The organism is Vallitalea guaymasensis, assembly GCF_018141425.1.
GTDB lineage: Bacteria > Bacillota > Clostridia > Lachnospirales > Vallitaleaceae > Vallitalea > Vallitalea guaymasensis.
The window spans coordinates 2,462,680-2,483,633 of sequence record NZ_CP058561.1 but is presented as its reverse complement, the minus strand read 5'-3'; the positions used below and the strand labels follow the sequence as shown (position 1 = coordinate 2,483,633).

Annotated in this window: 19 protein-coding genes, 7 tRNA genes and 3 rRNA genes; 2 read left to right on the top strand and 27 right to left on the bottom strand. The window is 34.9% G+C overall.

The window, feature by feature from the left end; translation table 11 throughout:
- Positions 1-7: 7 nt before the first annotated feature.
- Positions 8-493, top strand: coding sequence for a L,D-transpeptidase family protein (locus HYG85_RS10960; protein ID WP_212693475.1), 486 nt, complete (start codon positions 8-10; stop codon positions 491-493).
- A gap of 8 nt (positions 494-501) precedes the next feature.
- Here the strand turns inward: HYG85_RS10960 and HYG85_RS10955 are convergent, their stop codons facing one another.
- From HYG85_RS10955 to sdaAB, 9 genes are all read right to left on the bottom strand, one after another.
- A complete protein-coding gene (locus HYG85_RS10955) occupies positions 502-1,035 on the bottom strand; it encodes a spore maturation protein (RefSeq protein WP_113673000.1) in 534 nt (177 codons plus the stop codon).
- Complete coding sequence (locus HYG85_RS10950; protein ID WP_113672999.1) at positions 1,032-1,613, bottom strand: nucleoside recognition domain-containing protein; 582 nt, start codon at positions 1,611-1,613, stop codon at positions 1,032-1,034. The genes HYG85_RS10955 and HYG85_RS10950 overlap by 4 nt, the downstream gene beginning before the upstream one ends.
- Positions 1,614-1,702: 89 nt before the next feature.
- Positions 1,703-2,332 carry a hypothetical protein gene (locus HYG85_RS10945; protein ID WP_212693474.1) on the bottom strand — a complete coding sequence of 210 codons (630 nt, stop codon included), beginning with the start codon at positions 2,330-2,332 and terminating at the stop codon, positions 1,703-1,705.
- Positions 2,319-3,449 carry an ABC transporter permease gene (locus HYG85_RS10940; protein WP_212693473.1) on the bottom strand — a complete coding sequence of 377 codons (1,131 nt, stop codon included), beginning with the start codon at positions 3,447-3,449 and terminating at the stop codon, positions 2,319-2,321. Before HYG85_RS10940 ends, HYG85_RS10945 begins: the two co-directional genes overlap by 14 nt.
- Entirely contained in the window at positions 3,430-4,305 is an 876-nt protein-coding gene (locus tag HYG85_RS10935; RefSeq protein ID WP_212693472.1) for an ABC transporter ATP-binding protein, read from the bottom strand. Before HYG85_RS10935 ends, HYG85_RS10940 begins: the two co-directional genes overlap by 20 nt.
- Positions 4,277-4,594, bottom strand: a complete 318-nt coding sequence (locus tag HYG85_RS10930) for a hypothetical protein (RefSeq protein ID WP_113672995.1) — start codon at positions 4,592-4,594, stop codon at positions 4,277-4,279. The genes HYG85_RS10935 and HYG85_RS10930 overlap by 29 nt, the downstream gene beginning before the upstream one ends.
- Positions 4,595-4,634: 40 nt before the next feature.
- Positions 4,635-5,153, bottom strand: coding sequence for an RNA polymerase sigma factor (locus tag HYG85_RS10925; protein WP_212693471.1), 519 nt, complete (start codon positions 5,151-5,153; stop codon positions 4,635-4,637).
- A gap of 234 nt (positions 5,154-5,387) precedes the next feature.
- Entirely contained in the window at positions 5,388-6,278 is an 891-nt protein-coding gene (sdaAA, locus tag HYG85_RS10920; protein WP_212693470.1) for an L-serine ammonia-lyase, iron-sulfur-dependent, subunit alpha, read from the bottom strand.
- A 27-nt stretch (positions 6,279-6,305) separates the two neighbouring features.
- Positions 6,306-6,977 (bottom strand): L-serine ammonia-lyase, iron-sulfur-dependent subunit beta, encoded by a 672-nt coding sequence (sdaAB, locus tag HYG85_RS10915; RefSeq protein ID WP_113672992.1) that lies wholly within the window; start codon positions 6,975-6,977, stop codon positions 6,306-6,308.
- A gap of 238 nt (positions 6,978-7,215) precedes the next feature.
- On the opposite strand from sdaAB, the gene HYG85_RS10910 reads away from it, so the two are divergent.
- Positions 7,216-7,476: an AbrB/MazE/SpoVT family DNA-binding domain-containing protein gene (locus HYG85_RS10910; protein ID WP_113672991.1), complete on the top strand. Its 261-nt coding sequence runs from the start codon at positions 7,216-7,218 to the stop codon at positions 7,474-7,476.
- Positions 7,477-7,561: 85 nt separating this feature from the next.
- On the opposite strand, the gene rsmI is transcribed toward HYG85_RS10910, so the two are convergent.
- The 18 genes from rsmI to HYG85_RS10820 form a co-directional block, all read right to left on the bottom strand.
- The gene (gene rsmI, locus HYG85_RS10905; protein ID WP_212693469.1) at positions 7,562-8,416 is read right to left on the bottom strand and encodes a 16S rRNA (cytidine(1402)-2'-O)-methyltransferase; all 855 of its coding nucleotides are present in this window, start codon (positions 8,414-8,416) and stop codon (positions 7,562-7,564) included.
- 17 nt (positions 8,417-8,433) lie between these two features.
- Positions 8,434-9,171 carry a tRNA1(Val) (adenine(37)-N6)-methyltransferase gene (locus HYG85_RS10900; protein ID WP_113672989.1) on the bottom strand — a complete coding sequence of 246 codons (738 nt, stop codon included), beginning with the start codon at positions 9,169-9,171 and terminating at the stop codon, positions 8,434-8,436.
- 6 nt (positions 9,172-9,177) lie between these two features.
- Positions 9,178-10,110, bottom strand: coding sequence for a PSP1 domain-containing protein (locus HYG85_RS10895; RefSeq protein WP_113672988.1), 933 nt, complete (start codon positions 10,108-10,110; stop codon positions 9,178-9,180).
- A gap of 1 nt (position 10,111) precedes the next feature.
- A complete protein-coding gene (locus HYG85_RS10890) occupies positions 10,112-11,101 on the bottom strand; it encodes a DNA polymerase III subunit (RefSeq protein WP_212693468.1) in 990 nt (329 codons plus the stop codon).
- Positions 11,102-11,402: 301 nt separating this feature from the next.
- Positions 11,403-11,846 (bottom strand): YaaR family protein, encoded by a 444-nt coding sequence (locus HYG85_RS10885; protein ID WP_113672986.1) that lies wholly within the window; start codon positions 11,844-11,846, stop codon positions 11,403-11,405.
- A gap of 56 nt (positions 11,847-11,902) precedes the next feature.
- Positions 11,903-12,232 carry a cyclic-di-AMP receptor gene (locus HYG85_RS10880; RefSeq protein ID WP_113672985.1) on the bottom strand — a complete coding sequence of 110 codons (330 nt, stop codon included), beginning with the start codon at positions 12,230-12,232 and terminating at the stop codon, positions 11,903-11,905.
- Positions 12,233-12,399: 167 nt separating this feature from the next.
- On the bottom strand, positions 12,400-13,041 hold the full coding sequence (tmk, locus tag HYG85_RS10875) for a dTMP kinase (RefSeq protein ID WP_193774495.1): 642 nt from the start codon (positions 13,039-13,041) through the stop codon (positions 12,400-12,402).
- 1 nt (position 13,042) lies between these two features.
- The gene (locus HYG85_RS10870) at positions 13,043-14,467 is read right to left on the bottom strand and encodes an aminotransferase class I/II-fold pyridoxal phosphate-dependent enzyme (RefSeq protein ID WP_212693467.1); all 1,425 of its coding nucleotides are present in this window, start codon (positions 14,465-14,467) and stop codon (positions 13,043-13,045) included.
- A 214-nt stretch (positions 14,468-14,681) separates the two neighbouring features.
- Positions 14,682-14,755, bottom strand: a tRNA-Lys gene (locus HYG85_RS10865).
- A gap of 19 nt (positions 14,756-14,774) precedes the next feature.
- Positions 14,775-14,850 (bottom strand) — tRNA-Phe (locus HYG85_RS10860).
- 4 nt (positions 14,851-14,854) lie between these two features.
- Positions 14,855-14,931 (bottom strand) — tRNA-Met (locus HYG85_RS10855).
- 35 nt (positions 14,932-14,966) lie between these two features.
- Positions 14,967-15,048 (bottom strand) — tRNA-Tyr (locus tag HYG85_RS10850).
- A 6-nt stretch (positions 15,049-15,054) separates the two neighbouring features.
- Positions 15,055-15,127 (bottom strand) — tRNA-Thr (locus HYG85_RS10845).
- Positions 15,128-15,287: 160 nt separating this feature from the next.
- A tRNA-Val gene (locus tag HYG85_RS10840) sits at positions 15,288-15,360 on the bottom strand.
- Positions 15,361-15,401: 41 nt separating this feature from the next.
- Positions 15,402-15,476, bottom strand: a tRNA-Asp gene (locus HYG85_RS10835).
- A 130-nt stretch (positions 15,477-15,606) separates the two neighbouring features.
- Positions 15,607-18,505, bottom strand: a 23S ribosomal RNA gene (locus HYG85_RS10830).
- A gap of 473 nt (positions 18,506-18,978) precedes the next feature.
- A 5S ribosomal RNA gene (gene rrf, locus HYG85_RS10825) occupies positions 18,979-19,096 on the bottom strand.
- A 166-nt stretch (positions 19,097-19,262) separates the two neighbouring features.
- Positions 19,263-20,790 (bottom strand): 16S ribosomal RNA (locus tag HYG85_RS10820).
- The 16S, 23S and 5S rRNA genes sit together here with 7 tRNA genes alongside, the layout of an rRNA operon.
- Positions 20,791-20,954 lie beyond the last annotated feature (164 nt).

The window sequence follows — 20,954 nt, the reverse complement described above, 5'->3', positions numbered from 1 at the left end:
TGATTCAATGAAATATACTATTAAATCAGGTGATACATTAGCAAAGATAAGTTATCAATATAAAACTCCTTTAAAAAGTATTATTTATGCTAATAACATAACTAATCCCGATACTCTAAACGTTGGAGATATCATAATTATTCCAGATGAAAAGGATAATCCATTTTCCATTGAGATTGTATTAAAAAATAGAATACTAAAATTATTAAGTAATGATAAAGTTATCAAACACTATCCAGTAGCAATTGGTAAACCATCTACCCCAACTCCAAAAGGTTCTTGGACAATAATAAAAAAGGGATTATGGGGCGACCAATTCGGCGGCTATTTCATGCAACTAAGTGTTCCTTGGGGTATTTATGGAATTCATGGAACTAATAAACCCTGGTCTGTTGGTACAAGAGCTAGTAATGGTTGTATACGTATGTACTCTAATCAGGCAGCAGAACTTTATTCAATTATTCCTCTAAATACCCCTGTTTTAATATATTAAGATACAACTTAACTACCAAAAACACTATAAGTTATTATTACTGATGCAATTATACCAGCTAGACTAACCAGTAAAGCCCCTGTCAATGTATATCTAGTCTTCTTGATTTTAACTGTCATAAAATATATTGATAAAGTATAAAAAACAGTTTCTGTACAACCCATCATAACAGATGTCATTCTACCAATAAGAGAATCAGGACCATATGTCTTGAATAGGTCAAGAATTAAACCTGTAGTAGCTGAAGATGATACTGTTCGCATCAATGCTATTGGTACCAATTCAGAAGGAAAATGTACCTTACTTGTTATTGGAGTCAAAACACTGGTAAGCACATCCAGAAACCCTGATGCTCTAAGTATACCTACAGCCACCATAAGTCCAATCAATGTAGGCATAATTTGCAGAACAATCTTAAAACCTTCCTTGGCTCCAATTATAAACGTATCATATACTTTGACATTATTCAATAACCCATAACCTATAATAAGAACAAATACAAGTGGAATCATAAAATCCGAGATCATAAGGACAAATTTCATTTTCTACTCACCTTCATCATTATTTTTGCAAATATAACTCCTACCAATGTAGATACAATGGTTGCTAATATGGAAGGTCCAATGATTTCTGCTGGATTCTCTGAACCATATTGGGCACGATAAGCCAATATGTTAACTGATATCAATTGAACAGAAGATATATTTATAATTAAAAATGTACACATTGCTGTACTAGCTGTACTCTTATCCTTATTTAACTTCTGCAATTCTTCCATCGCTTTCAAGCCTGGAGGTGTAGCTCCCCAACCTAGTCCAAGCATATTAGCTATAATATTAGTAGCTATATATCTCTGTGCTGGATGATTATCAGGTACCTTTGGAAATAGAAATCTGAGTATAGGTCTCATCTTTTTTGTTAAGCCTTTTATTAGTCCCGCCTTTTCGGCAATTTTCATAAGTCCAGTCCACATAGCTACTACTCCAACCAACATAATACATAAGCTAACAGCTTCTTTTGATGATTCTATAGCTGCTTCTGTTACTTCACCCATTTTCCCATTGAATGCACCGAATATTACTCCTATCAATATCATAAATGCCCATAAATAATTAAGCATACCTTACTCCATATACAATCTTTTACCTATTTATATGCAATAAAAGTATGCTTTATTTCAATATACACCTAAATTAATTTCTTATTATTTTATAGTTTTTTGTACAGATATATAAAGAATAAGATTAACATAACTACCGAGGCGATTAACAAATTAATCTTAATGCCAAAATCATTATTTAACATGCTAAATAGATATAAACCCCCTGTATATCTACCAAATGTAAACATATCAAGCATATAATAGACAAAAGGTATAATATACCCTACTGATCTCTGACCTGTAAGATAAGCTGAAGTCATACCTATAACCCCTAGATAAAGTGCCGTTATAAAACTGCCATTGACACAACAATTAATATCAACCTTAGCACCAAAAGCTATCTCAATGCCAAATACAATCAGTATAACCAAATACATACTAATCATATAGGAAATAACCCGTGATATAACAATTATACAATGTGGTACTTTTCTTATATAGGTTAATTCATACACTCTAATCTCTTTTTCAAATCCAGCCAAATGAGTGAATAATAATACTCCTAATGGTGTCAATAAATATTCTCCAAGATGAATTGATGAGAAATTAAGAGTTTGTGACACATTTAATGCAAAGATAATTATGATAGTATATGAAACACAGAATAATAATATCCCTTTGGGAAGAGTCTTTAAATTAAAGCTTAATATCCCTGCTGTATGTTTAATTTTTCCCACAGATATTACCTCTTTTCTTCTCAAATAGCCATATGGCTCCAACCAACAATACTATAGAAATAAATGTTATAACTATTCTATTAAAGATGATATCATTAGCCACCTTTTGATATTCAGATAATGTAGATACAGAATTATATCGAATCATATATTTACTAACATTATATTGGCTGCTGCTAAATGGTACACTGTAATTCCAATAAATAAATTGAACTATTATAGGTAATATACCATTTCCAAAAGCAACCTGTAATATATATGCCAATGAGGTTACAATCATTATTGTTGGCAAAATCCAGGTTATTGATATCTTAATGAAAGCAAAATAATCAATCTTATCATAATGATTTGCGAAATCTATAGTTGAATAACCTGCTAATATCAATACCACAATCATCATCAATAAAACATTTCCTATATATTTACTTACAACATATTTGATTGAAGATATTTTTTTTGTATAAATAATCTCATAAGCTTTATATTTTCTATCTCTAATCAAGGAGAAAGCTGCTATAAAAACAGAAAAGAATCCTACAGCAATTCCTATGTAATCAGCAAATAACCTTGCATAAGAACCTGTAACTTTTTCTGATTTCCTTATCTCTTCTTTCCTCTTAAGAGTTTCTTCATATAATACTTTCTTTGCTGCTAGATTTTTGATCTTATCATCTTCATACATGTTTATATGTCCAAGCTCATTATGAACCTGTTGTAATATATTGTGATATTCTTGCTCTGATATATCTTCCTCTTCTATTTGTTTTTTTATTATTGATACTAACTCTAACTGTTCATCATTCAATTCTTCTATCTCAACTACAGACAGTTCTGATAAAACCACAAAGCTTTTATTTTTCGTATCATTCTCTAATAGGTTATGTAACCTATCCAATCTTTGATTAAAACCTATATTAGACTCATCTTCTAGATTGCTTTTATAATAGACACTACCTTCTACTAATAAATCTCCTGGAGAATTAGAATATACTTCTTCCATATTGATATCTCCAACAAATTGTGTTATGTAAAATAAAACTACGAAAACACAGAAAATACCAAAGGTAATACTTTTCAATTGATATTTAATTTCTTTATTAACCAATTTCCAGAACATTTTCATCTACCTCCTGCATCAAACTCATGTAAGCATCTTCTAAAGTAGGATTAACAGGTTCAGCACCTTTTGGTTTAATCTCGGAGATAATTTTCAGGCTCGCCCTATCTTCTTCTAATACAGTTGAAACAACTAAATAATCCTTTTTTATATCATCTAACTTATCAATATCAATAGGAAGTTTCCAAACCTTATTTTTACCAATCTTGATGAAATCACTAACTTTCCCACTATATTTGATATTACCTTCTTTTATTACTGTTAGACTTCTACAGCTTAAAGCTATATCTTCAACGATATGGGTAGATAATATAATAACTTTATCTTTACTAAAATCCGATAATAAATTACGGAATCTTATTCTTTCTTCTGGATCAAGTCCTGCTGTTGGTTCATCTACAATCAATACTTTTGGGGCATTTATAAGAGCTATTGCAATACCAAGTCTTCTCTTCATACCTCCGGATAATGCTTTTACCTTAAGTTTTTTACAAGTTTCAAGATGTACTTCTTCTAACAAACATAATATCTTTGATTTAGTAGGTTTTATATCTGATAACAAATAAAAATATTCTAAGGTTTCATATACTGACATATTAGGATATAAAGAAAATTCTTGTGGTAAATATCCTATTATTTTTCTTACTTCTTTTTTATTCTCAACTTTTATACCATCATAAGTAATTTCTCCTGAAGTCTTTGGTAATAAAGTTGTTAGAATCCTCATAAACGTTGTTTTTCCTGCTCCATTAGGTCCAAGTAGACCATGCATGCCGTTTTCTAATTCCAGGTTAATATTATTGAGTACTTGTTTATCACTATAACTCTTATTCAACTCTCTGATACATATTTTCATCTATAATCCTCCTGTATATTTTTCTTTCGATAATATTTTCATAATATAAGGCTACAATGAATAGTACTGCTCCCCCTGATAAAATAACAGTTAAATCAAATTCAAATAAAATTATGAAAACCATAATAATCAATGAAAAACACCCAAACAGCTTAAGTTTTACTTTTCTTTCTCTCTGTTTTATTAACTTGGAAGCTAACTCTGCTTTATCTTTTTGAATCCTTTCATATTCCATCCATCTTACTTTTTTCCAAACCTGATCCATATAATCCTTATGATTATTTTCCATATAATCAACTCCTATATATTTCTCATTCCTTAAATTAATATCAATCAATTGATACTATTAATTTAGTTTTTAGTTTTTTACGTGCACGGTATATTATTGCTTTTATCTGCTTTTCGGTCTTCCCTAGAACTAATGCAATCTCTTTGTAATTAAGATTTTCATATACATATAAATATATTGCATATCGTTGTATGGGTTTAAGCCTGTTTATAGTCTCATTTATAAGCTCATTTCTTTCTTGTTTGAGTATTATATTTTCTGGGGATGAACAATTTATTATTTCAAATTCCAGGGACATCTCTCTTTTACTTTTTCTAATATAATCTATGGCTTTATTCTTTATAATTGAGAAAAAGTAAGATTTTATAGATTTATTCTTATCAATTCTATCTCTATATACATATAATTTTGCAAAACTATCTTGTACTATATCTTGTGCCAAATAATTATCATGCACTATGTTCATTGCGAAATTTTCAGCTGATAATCTATAGTTATGTACAAAACTCTCGAACTCATTATTATCACCTTGCTTTAGTAATTCAACATTAATTTCCAAGTTATTTGCCTCCAAGATATATTTATAATAATTATTATAATTCCTATGTTAAACATACTCTATAATTAATACGAATAAAGCTATAAAAAGTTACGTTAATTTTAATAAAATATTTAATTATACTTTTTTCCATATAAAAATAGAGTTATCCAATAATACATAGTCTAACATTAAGAAAGCTAATACCCTTTTTTCATTAATGTACAACATATATTGGATAACTCTATATTAAAATTAGTTGACTTTATCTTCTCCAAATATTTTCTTTCTCAATTTTCTACCTGTAGGTGTAGTTGCTATACCACCTTCTGCTGTTTCTCTAAGATTCACCGGCAACATTTTACCTACTTTTCCCATAGCTACGACTACCTCGTCAAATGGTATAATACTTTTGATACCAGCCAAGGTCATTTCTGCCGAAATCATAGCGTTGGAAGTACCTATAGCATTTCTTTTTGCACATGGAGCTTCTACAAGACCTGCTACAGGGTCACAAATCAGCCCCATCAGGTTTTTCAGTGCAATGGCTGATGCATTCAAGGCCTGTTCCGGTGTTCCTCCTAGCATTTCTACAATTGCTGCTGCTGCCATCGCTGATGCAGACCCTACCTCAGCTTGACATCCCCCTTCTGCTCCTGATAGAGAAGCATTCTTGCCAATGATAATACCTACCGCACTAGAAGTTAATAATCCCTTTACAACAGTTTCTTCATCCAGATCAAATTTTTCTTTGACTGCTAAAAGTACCGCTGGTAATACTCCACATGAACCTGCTGTAGGACAAGCTACGATTCTACCCATAGAAACATTTACTTCCATTACACTAAGAGCATAACTAATAGCTTTGGACATTGTTTTTCCACATATGGATTTATTGTTCTCATAGAATCTTTTTAATTTTTTTGCTTCCCCACCGATCATAAAACCTTTGATATTCTTTTCTTTTTCATCAAGACCCTTTTCAATTGAATTTTTCATTATATCTAGATTATTTTTCATTACATTATATATTTCTTCTTTAGTTAGAGAGCTATTGATGCTTTCATTTAAGATCGCTACATCATATATCGCCAAATTTTTTTCTTTACATATTGCTAATAGCTCTTTCCCATTTTTATAATTCATTACCTCACCCTTTTCAAGTCATTGATATTATAGTATTAATTTATCTATTTTCGTTACATCATCTACATATTCCATTTTTTTAATATCCTCTAGTACACACATTTCAATCTCTTCATCAGATTCTAAAATAAGTCTGGCATAATCTCCTCTGGCATCTCTGTATAACTTCATGAATGCAATATTAACCTTATCTTTTGCTAAGATTGAAGTAATAGCTGCCATTACTCCAGGCCTATCTAGGTGTTTTGTAATCAATGTAGTATATTCTCCATTGAAATCAACATCAAAATCATTTATTTTTATAATGGAAACTTTACCCCCGCCAATTGACGAACCCATTACCATCATTTCATGACCGTCTTCTGAAAACATATTAATCCTTACTGTGTTAGGGTGGACATCTCCCAAATCTTTTGAATTGAATTTATACTTTATTCCTTTTTTCTCAGCTATCTCATATGCATTTCTAAGTCTCTCATCATCTGGAAGAAAACCCATTACTCCTGATAATAATGCTTTATCAGTACCATGCCCTAAATAAGTTTTTGCAAATGATCCATGAAGATAGAATCTTACTTCACTTACTTCCTTACCAAAGATCTCTCTAGCAATATAACCAATTTTGGCTGCTCCAGCAGTATGTGAGCTGGAAGGTCCAATCATTACTGGTCCAATAATATCAAAAATACTATATTCCATTTTACGTTCTCCTTTGATAGATTCTAGATAATTATTACTTCTTTAACTATACCTTCTTTATTCCTATATTTCAACATTATATATACTATTATTTGCGTTAAAGATGATAATTAATACTCACTTTGTAATATTCGCCAAAAAAAGATTATATTTACAAGATTATCCATTTTATTGACACTTATTACCTTTTGTGTTATCCTTATATAGGATAAACATAACGGTTTGAGGGGGAAATATTATGAAGTCAACAGGAATTGTTAGAAAACTTGATGAATTAGGTAGAATAACTTTACCAATTGAAATACGTAGGAATTTTGATATTAAAGAAAAAGATGCTCTAGAAATTTATGTCGATAATGAACAAATCATACTTAAGAAATATCAGCCTGCTGATATATTCACTGGCAATATGGATGATTTAATTGACTATTATGGGAAAAAAGTATCTAGACAATCAATTATTGAAATGGCCAAAATTGCTGGACTTAATGTAGACTAAATTAAATATACTTGAATATAAAACTAACCCTCTAATCATAGAGGGTTTCTTATTTATATTGATACTATTAGTATTACGAATATCTTCAATCTTGATTATCTAATTTTACCAAATAGTTATATATATCTCTTTTTGACGTACCCCTATCTTTGGCTACTTGTTTCATGGCATTTTTTTTATCTAATCCTTCTTCAATATATTTATTATAATGATCTTCTATAGAAATATTTTCCCATCTCTGGATTTCTTCATTTCTCAAATCTTCCAATGGTCTACCTTCAATAATGAGTACAAATTCACCTCTTGGCGATTCAGAACCATACTTATTTACTGCTTCCTCCAAAGTGATAGTATCTACTTCTTCAAATTTTTTAGTCAACTCTCTAGTAATTGCAATATTCCTATTACCTAATGCTTCCAATAATTGTTTAAGGGTTTGTTTTAATCTATGAGGTGCTTCATATAATATAATGGTTCTATGTTCAACCTTTAGTTTCTGTAATATGCTATTTCTCTCTTTTTTATCATGAGGTAGGAATCCTTCAAAAACAAATCTCCTAGTGTTGAGCCCAGATAGTATAAGTCCTGTTATCAACGCCACTGCACCAGGAACAGATGTAACTTCTATATCTTCCATTCTACATAGTCTGACTAAGTCTTCCCCAGGATCTGATATTCCAGGTGTTCCTGCATCTGTTACTAAAGCTATAGTTAAACCCTCTTGTAATTTTTTAATAAGATACGGACCCTTTTCAATTTTGTTATGCTCATGATAACTGGTTAAGGATGTATTTATATTAAAATGATTCAACAGCTTTTTTGTATGTCGTGTATCTTCTGCAGCTATAATATCAACTTCACTTAATACTCTTATAGCTCTATATGTTATGTCCTCCAGATTACCAATAGGTGTCGCTACTAGATATAATTTCCCTGACATATTCTCATTCCCATCTCTTATTGATTATATCCATATATATCATATATTTCATCTGTATATTTCCCAACTGATTCATATACAATTAGTGGTGGCTCTACTTTCAATAAAGGTTTACCATGTCGCACTGATTCTATTAGTACCATATTGGGTTCTTTGTCTATATAAGGATGAACTAATCTTATTCTCTTAGGTTCTAGTTTATATTTTTTTAGTGTTACAATTATCTCTGGTAATCTGCTTGGTCTATGTACCATATAGAATCTTCCTCCTACCTTTAATAAAGAAGCGGTATTTTTTATAACATCATCTAATGTACATAGTATCTCATGCCTGGCTATAGATTTTGGTTGTAGATCATTTTTTATACCATTTTTATTATTCATGTAAGGTGGATTAGAAGTTATCACATCAAAACTAGATAAAGGAAACAGCTTCACTGCTTCCTTTATATCACCTTTTACTATGGATATTTTATCTTCCAAACAGTTAAGTTTAACACTTCTATCTGCCATTTCTACACTTTCTTCTTGAATCTCCAGCCCAGTAAAATGATTACCTTTTGTTTTTGCTTCCAATAGTATTGGAATAATTCCTGTACCTGTACCCAAGTCAAGAACTGTTTCTTTTTCTTTAACAACTGCAAAACCAGTCAATAGTACAGCATCTATTCCAAAACAGAACTTACCAGTATTTTGTATTATTCTATATCCATTTCTATGAAGTTCATCTATTCTTTCGCCTTTTTTAAGTTCCATTTATATCTACTCTCTCTTCATTTTACCTTCTTTACGTTCTAGATTCTGTAATTCCTTTAATTCTTTTTCTTCTTCCTTTGAAATAGCTTCATTATTACCATTAGTACATTTTTTACAAGGTTTACCAACTTTAAACTTTAATTCACTTGCCTTGTATTGTAATATTTCTGGATCTCCATCATCTTTTCTAACAACCAATCTTACTAGCTGTCTAAGAACATTTACACTTAGTACTTCTCCTTTTTGTCCTTCTGGTGTGATTACCTTGTCTCCCACGTTTGGTAAGTGTTTATTAAGATATTCATAGGTTGATTCTTCGTATTTAAGGCAGCACATCAACCTTCCACAAACTCCAGATATCTTAGTTGGATTAAGAGATAAATTCTGTTCTTTAGCCATTTTTATTGATACTGGCTGAAACTCACATAGATGTGTATGGCAGCAAAGAGGTCTTCCACAGATACCGATACTACCTATCATCTTTGTCTCATCTCTAACACCGATTTGTCTTAATTCTATTCTTGTTTTAAATATTGCAGCCAAGTCTTTAACTAATTCTCTGAAATCAATTCTTCCATCAGCTGTAAAATAGAATAATACTTTGTTATTATCAAAAGTATACTCTACATCAATAAGTTTCATTCCTAAACCATGCTTGCTGATTTTCTTGACACAAATATCAAAAGCTTCTTTTTCTTTTGACCTGTTCTTTTCTTCTTTTTTATCGTCCTCTGGTGTTGTAATCCTTATAACGCTCTTTAGTGGCTGTATTATCTCATCATCAGTCACTTCCTTGATTCCTATTACAACATGTCCATATTCTATACCTCTAACTGTCTCTACAATGACATTTTGTCCTTTTTTTATATCTAAGTTATTAGGATCAAAATAATATATCTTACCTGCCTTCCTGAACCTGACACCGATTACTTTTATCATATTAATTCTCCTTTGTTTGTAATATCATCATCTCTATAACTAATCTGAAATTTGCATTTTGTTTCAATAAATTTTTAGCTTTATTAATATTCTCAATCATTATACTTATTCTATTATACGATAAAACCTGTGCTTGTTTCAACAGAGTTCTATATTTATCTCTATTAATTATATACATCTCATCATTTATCTTTTTTACAATGAGCAAATCTCTAAACCAAGTCATAAGTAAATCTAAAAAATCTTGTATATCATCTTTATAATCCTCGAATTTCTGACTTACCTCTAATAGTTGGTAATCATCACCATTAATTATAATATCTACAATCTTTATCATACTTTCTCTCATATCAAAAAATTCTGTAGATGATGCCAATTCCTTTGCTTTACCTATTATCCCCTGAGCAAAAGAAGTTATTAACTCACTTCTATAATCTGATATTTGAAGTTTTTCTATCACATAATTCATAACTTTATCAGGCATTATGGGTTTTAATTTTAAAACTACACATCTTGATAATATAGTAATTAAAAATTTGTTTATATTATTAGATAGTAGAAGTATCATCACATATGATGGAGGCTCTTCAATTGTCTTGAGTAAAGCATTCTGTGCCTGTTCTGTCATGGTATCTGCATTATCCACAATATAGATTTTATAGGGATGCTGATAAGGCTTAATATTTATATCCTGATTAATCTGTTCTCTTATATCATCAACACCAATACCTGTTTTTTTGGTCTGTTCTACATATATTACATCTGGATTGTTCAATGAATCAAAAGTCCGACAAGATATACATTCATCACATGGTGAAATTCCTTTTTTCTGGCACTGAAGTGTTTTAGCAAAAGTATTAGCAATAAGTTTCTTGCCAATTCCCTTTTCACCATCAATTATATATGCATGGGATATTTTATTAGTCTTGATAGCACTTTGTAAGTGGTTTATTATTTCATTATGCCCAACTATTTCATCAAAAGTATACATTTATATTCCCTTCCTGATAAACTATCTTAAATTCATCTCTAAACATTATTATACACTGTTTTAGAGCATAATTTATAGGATTTTTTATAATTATTCTATATTTTATGGGTTTATCTATTATTATTAACATAATCTCATGTATTTAAAAAGTTCTCCCCAATATGATAAATTAAAAAAGCTGTCTCAATACACATTTTATGTTAATAGACCTTAAGAATAACCAACAAAAATGTTTATGAGACAACTCTTTTATTTTTATAGGATAAAACCCCAAATTAGTTTATGGATAAAAATATATTTATCATGTCATTATATCTAATAATAGTCCCCTTATCTCATCTACATGTCCTAATATATTAAGATTATTTTTTTCTTCCTGAATTAATTCTTTTGCTAGATCATCTAGATTTCTATCCACTAATTTGACTATACCGTATACTCTATGCCTTCCACGTCTGTCTAAAAAATTTTCTCTTGAAAATTTGTGAGAGTGGGTTACTACTTCATTAACGAAGTCTTTGATTAATTCTCTATATTTTTTCATATCTTTTACATCCATATGCTTAGCAATTTTCTTACCTTGCTCTGTTATATCGTTAATCATCATATTCAATTTATCTTGAAGTGATGATTCATCTATTTTGCTAAGTAATGTAAATTTGAATTCTTTATTGTTATTATTATCAATCCTATTAATATTATCATTCATATCTGGCATTTTCACGGTATTTACTTTTAAATCCATAACAATATCCCCCATCTAGAAATTATTTATCTTTTGTATCAGTTATTCATAAACTTTTATAATTTGTAATATTGGTCTACATCAATGACAAATACTGTTGCTCCTCCAACTGTTACTTCAATTGGATATGGTAAATATCCATCTGGCATACCAGCTACTGGTGGATTCAGTAGTGACATTTGTTTATTGGTTTTACACTCTTTTTTTATAATCTCTATTACTTCGTCAACTTTTTCTTTTGGCACACCTATAAGTATTGTAGTATTGCCAGTTTTTAAGAAACCGCCTGTACTAGCTAATTTAGTAGCCATAAATCCTGCTTTGTTAAGTCCTTCAGTTAATCTGTGAGAGTCTTCATCATGAATTACTGCTATGATTAATTTCATAGTATCACTCCTAAAAATTTAATTTTTATAAGATAAAATGAATAAACAATCTATAGGCTATTAATTTATTATATTATATGATTAATATCGGATAAATATAGATTTTTGTTTAGAATATGAAGATATTATAATAACTCTTTTATAATCAATTAATATTTTTTAGATATTTATTTATTATAATTATACCTATTATTGATAATGTGTTCAATAGTATTTATTATTTCCCTATGGATATTTTCTACAGATTCTGATGCATCAATTATTTTAATTCTATGAGAATGAAGTTCAGCTAATTTTCTATAGCCTTCACAAGTTTTTTTATGAAAATCTAATTTCTGCAATTCTAATCTGTCTAGCTCTCTTTGATCCTTTTTACGCTTTAATCCTTCTTCAGCATCAATGTCCAATAGAATAGTTATATCTGGTTCTAACCCGCCTGTTGCGTATTTATTAATCTGTTCTACGTTATCTATACCTAAACCTCTAGCATGTCCTTGATACACTACTGATGAATCTACAAATCGATCACATATAACTATTTTGCCCTCATCCAATAATGGTTTTATATATTGCTCTACGTGCTGTGCTCTTGAAGCAGCATATAAAAGTGCTTCTGTCATATCTGACATCTCCATAAAATCTTTGTTCAATATTATATCTCTTATGGATTCACTTATAACTGTACCACCTGGTTCTCTTGTAAATACAAATTCATAATTATGATTTTCCAGATAACTTTTTAACTTCTCTATCTGAGTTGATTTACCTGAGCCATCTGCTCCTTCTATACTAATAAATAGTCCTTTCATTTTACACCTCTTCAATTATATTAATTGTTCTATATTCCTTATTACATATCCCCATTATTTCTATACCCAATTCCAGATATTCGTTGATTAGATTGATATTTTCTTCTGTGATTATTTCTCCTGGAACAATTAAAGGTATTCCTGGTGGAAAAGGTATAATAAAATCTCCTGATATCTTATCAACAGCATCTTCTAATTTTATTTCAACCTTATTTTTATTAAAGGCATCCTTTGGGTTATAATGTATTCGGGCATTATTTATTATATCATATTTATTGCCCTTTATTTGTTTTTTTCTTAACTTACTATCTATTTCTATGAGGGATTTAACTAATTTTTTAAACCCATATTTACTATCGCATATTGAAGTCATTGCAATAATATGATTAATACCACTTAACTCTACTTGTATATTATATTTGTCACGAAGTATTTCATCAAGTTGTGCCCCTGTAATATCAGCACTTGTACAATCTATAACTATTTTAGAGTAATCCATGGCTGCTATTTCCTTGCTGCCAATTATTTCATTATCTATAAGCTGTAAATTCTTTAACTGAGCCTTTAATCTATGTCTGCAATTTTTTAATTGTTTAACATATGCATTGAATAATTTATTACCTCTTGTGTCAATTATATTTCTGCAGCTATCTAGACTATTCATTAGTACATATGAGGGGCTGCTGGTTTGAAAGATAGATAGAGCATTTTGTAATCTATTAGTATCTATCCTATCATTTTTGATATGCAACATAGCGGTTTGAGTAATTGATGGTAGGGTTTTATGGGCACTCTGAATAACTATATCTGCACCTTGTTGTAATGAAGTTTCTGGAAAATAATTGTGGAATCTAAAATGTGAACCATGGGCTTCATCAACCATTAATATCTTATTATATTTATGGGTTATTTTTGATATTGCGGCTATATTGGATACATAACCTTCATAAGTAGGACTTGTAATAATTATCATCTTAATATGAGAGTTATTCTTGATTTTTTCTTCAATCTCTGTTGGATTAATTCCACCAATAAGACCGTTTTCTAGTACTTTGGGGTAAATATATATGGGTACCAAATTATTTATTAATATAGCATTATAAACGGATTTATGACTATTCCTTGCAATCAATACTTGGTCTTTTTCTTTACATATTGAAGTTATGGCAGAAATAATACCTCCAGTACTACCATTTACTAAGAAATAAGTTTTATCTGCACCAAAAGTCTTTGCTGCTTTTACTTGGGCTTCATATATTATACCAGAAGGATCATGCAAATTATCTGTTCCTCTTACTTCTGTAACATCTATCTTAGCTATATTTTTTAGCTTAAATTTTCTACCTAATTTATGTCCTGGCATATGAAAAGGATAAATTTTCTTCTTATATTCCATAAGGTGATTATAGAGTGTTTTTTCTTTCATTCAAATTCTCCTATCCATTCAGTAAAGGATTTTTATACTTATTTATCTTATCAACAGAAACAATCGGATTCATATAAGATTGTTAACAGTTTTATGTTTTTCATATAGAATCTGTTGATAACATTTATTTTATTTTATAGTAATTATTCTTATATTATATTAGACTATTTCATTATACTAAAAAATCGTCTATAAATATAGACGATTTCTTAAGTGAGCCACCCGGGACTCGAACCCGGGACACCTGGATTAAAAGTCCAGTGCTCTAGCCGACTGAGCTAGTGGCCCAAATTTTATAAAGTTTTTATGGTGCCCAGAGGCGGAATCGAACCACCGACACGAGGATTTTCAGTCCTCTGCTCTACCGACTGAGCTATCTGGGCATATTGGTTGCGGAGAAAGGATTTGAACCTCTGACCTTCGGGTTATGAGCCCGACGAGCTACCAGACTGCTCCACTCCGCGTTAACATTAACAGTACTTATATTACTATTAATTAGTGGAGGGAGAAGGATTCGAACCTTCGAAGGCGGAGCCAACAGATTTACAGTCTGCCCCCTTTGGCCACTCGGGAACCCCTCCATTGCAAGCCGACGATCGGACTTGAACCGATAACCTGCTGATTACAAGTCAGCTGCTCTGCCAATTGAGCCACGTCGGCGCATATTTATTTTCATCCACTTTATAATATTTTTTGTTATTCTTATAAAAATTATTCTATTATAATCTTTATAATATGTAAATACTAATGGATTATTTGCTTTATGCACGTTACCGTGCTATATAAAATTCCTAACTTATTGTAAAGGAATTTGATTTAGTGGGCGCAACAGGGCTCGAACCTGTGACCCCCTGCTTGTAAGGCAGGTGCTCTCCCAGCTGAGCTATGCGCCCTGGGAATAAATATTATATAAATCTATTAGTTTTACAACTAACGACCCAGAAGGGACTCGAACCCTCGACCTCCGGCGTGACAGGCCGGCGTTCTAAACCAACTGAACCACTGGGCCACATTTATAAACATTCAAAACAACACATTGTCATCAACAAATCATCTTTATCAACCTTTGCAAAGCTACATAACTTATATATCTTAACTCTTAGCTTAACTACCATACACTCAAATCTCTTTGATGTACTTAGGTCAAGCCCTCGACCTATTAGTATCGGTCAGCTGAACATGTTACCATGCTTACACCTCCGACCTATCAACCTTGTAGTCTTCAAGGGGTCTTACTACCTTTCGGTATGGGATATCTTATCTTGAGGGGGGCTTCACGCTTAGATGCCTTCAGCGTTTATCCCTTCCAAACTTGGCTACTCTGCTATGCACTTGGTAATACAACAGATACACCAGCGGTTCGTCCATCCCGGTCCTCTCGTACTAAGGACAGCTCCTCTCAAATATCCTGCGCCCACGACGGATAGGGACCGAACTGTCTCACGACGTTCTGAACCCAGCTCGCGTACCGCTTTAATGGGCGAACAGCCCAACCCTTGGGACCTACTTCAGCCCCAGGATGCGATGAGCCGACATCGAGGTGCCAAACCACTCCGTCGATGTGAACTCTTGGGAGTGATAAGCCTGTTATCCCCGGGGTAGCTTTTATCCGTTGAGCGATGGCAATCCCACTTTCATACCACCGGATCACTAAGTCCTACTTTCGTACCTGCTCCACCCGTCGGTGTCACAGTCAAGCCATCTTCTGCCTTTGCACTCTTCGAATGGTTTCCAACCATTCTGAGATGACCTTTGAGCGCCTCCGATACCTTTTCGGAGGCGACCGCCCCAGTCAAACTCCCCACCTGACATTGTCCCTACACCAGTTTATGGTGCCAGGTTAGAAATCCAGTACTACAAGGGAGGTATCCCAACATCGACTCCACAAAGACTGGCGTCCTTGCTTCAAAGTCTCCCTCCTATCCTGTACATGTAATACCGAATCCCAGTATCAAGCTGGAGTAAAGCTCCACGGGGTCTTTCCGTCCTGTCGCGGGTAACCAGCATCTTCACTGGTACTACAATTTCACCGGGCGCGTTGTCGAGACAGTGCCCAAATCGTTACGCCTTTCGTGCGGGTCGGAACTTACCCGACAAGGAATTTCGCTACCTTAGGACCGTTATAGTTACGGCCGCCGTTTACTGGGGCTTAAATTCAGAGCTTCGCTTGCGCTAACCCCTCCTCTTAACCTTCCAGCACCGGGCAGGCGTCAGCCCCTATACTTCACCTTTCGGTTTTGCAGAGACCTGTGTTTTTGCTAAACAGTCGCTTGGGCCTATTCTCTGCGGCCTCTATAAAGAGGCACTCCTTATCCCTAAGTTACGGAGTCATTTTGCCGAGTTCCTTAACAACGCTTCTCCCGTCGGCCTTAGGATTCTCTCCTCATCTACCTGTGTCGGTTTACGGTACGGGCACATACAAAACAATAGCGGCTTTTCTTGACAGTATGGATTCAGAGACTTCCCTACTTTTATTTCGGTCCTGTTCGTACTTCAGAAACGGACGGCGGATTTTCCTTCCATCCTATCCTTTGTACTTAAACGGGTTTTTCCATTCCCCGATTCTCTTATCCTCCTGTGTCCCCACAGTTCTGTTTGCATGCGGTACAGGAATTTCAACCTGTTGTCCATCGACTACGGCTTTCGCCCTCGCCTTAGGTCCCGACTTACCCAGAGAAGATCAGCTTTACTCTGGAAACCTTAGATATTCGGCCGAGAAGATTCTCACTTCTCTCTCGCTACTCATTCCGGCATTCTCTCTTCTTAATAGTCCACTGCTCCTTACGGTACAGCTTCTTCCCTTTTAAGAATGCTCCTCTACCACTGATATTACTATCAATCCACAGCTTCGGTGTCATGTTTTAGCCCCGGACATTTTCGGCGCAAGATCTCTCGACTAGTGAGCTATTACGCACTCTTTGAATGTATGGCTGCTTCTAAGCCAACATCCTAGTTGTCTTCGAAATCTCACATCCTTTCCCACTTAACATGTACTTTGGGACCTTAGCTGGTGGTCTGGGCTCTTTCCCTTTTGACTACCCAACTTATCTCGCGCAGTCTGACTCCTGATGAGCATCTATATGGCATTCGGAGTTTGATATGTTTTGGTAAGCTTCGCAGCCCCCTAGACAATTCAGTGCTCTACCTCCATTAGACTCCATCAAGGCTAGCCCTAAAGCTATTTCGAGGAGAACCAGCTATCTCCGGGTTCGATTGGAATTTCTCCGCTACCCACAGCTCATCCCCACGTTTTTCAACACGTGTGGGTTCGGACCTCCATTACCTTTTACGGTAACTTCATCCTGGCCATGGGTAGGTCACCCGGTTTCGGGTCTACATACACTGACTTAACGCCCTGTTAAGACTTGGCTTCCCTTCGGCTCCAGACCTTTAGTCCTTAACCTTGCCAGTATACGTAACTCGCCGGACCGTTCTACAAAAAGTACGCCGTCGATCATATATAGATCTTCGACTGCTTGTAAACATAGGGTTTCAGGTTCTCTTTCACTCCCCTCCCGGGGTTCTTTTCACCGTTCCTTCACAGTACTATTCGCTATCGGTCACTAGGTAGTATTTAGCCTTGGGGGGTGGTCCCCCCAGCTTCACACAGGGTTTCTCGTGTCCCGTGCTACTCTGGATCCTGCCAGCTCTTTTGAATTTTCACCTACCGGACTTTCACCGTCTTTGGTTGGCTTTCCCAAAACCATTCGGTTAATTCTCAAGATACCTTATGCAGTCCACAACCCCTAATAACTAGGTTATTAGGTTTGGGCTCTTCCCCTTTCGCTCGCCGCTACTCAGAGAATCGATGTTTCTTTCTACTCCTTCGGGTACTTAGATGTTTCAGTTCCCCGAGTTCCCCCTGCATAGCTATGTATTCACTATGCAGTAACTAGGTATTTCCTAGCCAGGTTTCCCCATTCGGATATCTCCGGCTCGATGGCTATTTGCGCCTCCCCGAAGCTTTTCGCAGCTTATCACGTCCTTCATCGGCTCCTAGTGCCAAGGCATCCACCCTATGCTCTTATTAGCTTGACCTATGTTTTAGTCATCTAAGAGCTAAGATTTACAAGTTATTTTATAGAATCTTTTGATTCTCGTAGCTTGTTGTTGCTTTGGTTTTTCTTGTTTTCACAGTTTTCCATATGCGACATATGGTTACTATTTATTTCAAGGATATTGATTATTTGATGTCTAGCTATTTCTTCTTCTCTTCTTATCGATGACTTATCATCAATAGTCCGATTGGATTAATAACTTACAATGTGTAGTTTTCAATGTTCATTTAAGAGTCGGCTTTACGTATGTAAAACGATCTCTTTCATTATAAATCTTTTTTGTTTCTTTGTTTGGCTTGTGTTAAGCGCTAGGATATATTATCATAGTCACCAGCGTTGTGTCAAGCACTTTTTTAATTTTTTTTACTTACATTTCCTATAACTGATAACTAAATTCTTTAATCATCTTAAAGAATTTTGATAGTGTCATATGAAGTTAAAGTAAAACTGGTAATCTGGCAGCCACCTACTCTCCCAGGTCGTCTCCAACCAAGTACCATCGGCCGTTAATGGCTTAACCATCGTGTTCGGTATGAGAACGGGTGTTTCCCAAAAACGCATCGCCACCAGAAATTTTCTGTATTCTTTTGTGTTCCTTGAATACTCAACAGTGAAACAACTAATTACCTTAGTCTTTTACCTAAGTCCTTAGTGCTTTTTATAAGATTAGCCTCAGCTAGTTTTTAATCTTCGGTTAAAAACTTCCTTAGATTAACTACATATCTTATTTTCCTTAGAAAGGAGGTGATCCAGCCGCACCTTCCGATACGGCTACCTTGTTACGACTTCACCCTAGTCATCGGCTTCACCTTCGACAGCTCTCTCTTTGCAGTTGAGTCACTGGCTTCGGGCGCTTCCAACTCCCATGGTGTGACGGGCGGTGTGTACAAGGCCCGGGAACGTATTCACCGCGACATTCTGATTCGCGATTACTAGCGATTCCAACTTCATGTAGTCGAGTTGCAGACTACAATCCGAACTGGGACGGCTTTTTTGGGATTTGCTCCATGTCACCATTTTGCTTCCCTTTGTCACCGCCATTGTAGCACGTGTGTAGCCCAAATCATAAGGGGCATGATGATTTGACGTCATCCCCACCTTCCTCCGAGTTGTCCCCGGCAGTCTCTCTAGAGTCCCCAACTTAACTTGCTGGCTACTAAAGATAAGGGTTGCGCTCGTTGCGGGACTTAACCCAACATCTCACGACACGAGCTGACGACAACCATGCACCACCTGTCTCTTCTGTCCCGAAGGAAAGTTCCGATTAAGGAACGGTCAGAAGGATGTCAAGATTTGGTAAGGTTCTTCGCGTTGCTTCGAATTAAACCACATGCTCCACCGCTTGTGCGGGCCCCCGTCAATTCCTTTGAGTTTCAATCTTGCGATCGTACTCCCCAGGTGGAATGCTTAATGCGTTTGCTGCGGCACCGAGGTTCGACCCCCGACACCTAGCATTCATCGTTTACGGCGTGGACTACCAGGGTATCTAATCCTGTTCGCTCCCCACGCTTTCGTGCCTCAGCGTCAGTTACAGTCCAGAAAGCCGCCTTCGCCACTGGTGTTCCTCCTAATATCTACGCATTTCACCGCTACACTAGGAATTCCGCTTTCCTCTCCTGCACTCTAGCAAAGCAGTTTCAAATGCAGTCCCGAGGTTGAGCCTCGGGCTTTCACATCTGACTTACTTCGCCGCCTACGCACCCTTTACACCCAGTAAATCCGGATAACGCTTGCCCCCTACGTATTACCGCGGCTGCTGGCACGTAGTTAGCCGGGGCTTCTTAGTCAGGTACTGTCACTATCTTCCCTGCTGATAGAAGTTTACGATCCGAAAACCTTCTTCCTTCACGCGGCGTCGCTGCATCAGGGTTTCCCCCATTGTGCAATATTCCCCACTGCTGCCTCCCGTAGGAGTTTGGGCCGTGTCTCAGTCCCAATGTGGCCGATCACCCTCTCAGGTCGGCTACTGATCGTCGCCTAGGTAAGCCGTTACCTTACCTACTAGCTAATCAGACGCGGGTCCATCCTATGCTACCGGAGTTTTTACCACTGAGTCATGCGACTCTGTGGTCTTATGCGGTATTAGCACACTTTTCAATGTGTTATCCCCCTGCATAGGGCAGGTTACCCACGCGTTACTCACCCGTCCGCCGCTTTCCACTATCTAAATCACCCGAAGGTTCAATAGATAGCTTCTCGCTCGACTTGCATGTGTTAAGCACGCCGCCAGCGTTCATCCTGAGCCAGGATCAAACTCTCATGTTAAAGTTTCATCTTGACCAGATTGCTCTGGCTTATATTTTATAGACTATCGTCTTATCCATTAATTTACTAAGGAATTTTCTTGGGTAAAACTTATTACTAAGTTTTTGGTTGTTTCACTGTTCAGTTTTCAAGGTTCTTTGCTGTTGTTTGCTGTTGTTTTTTGC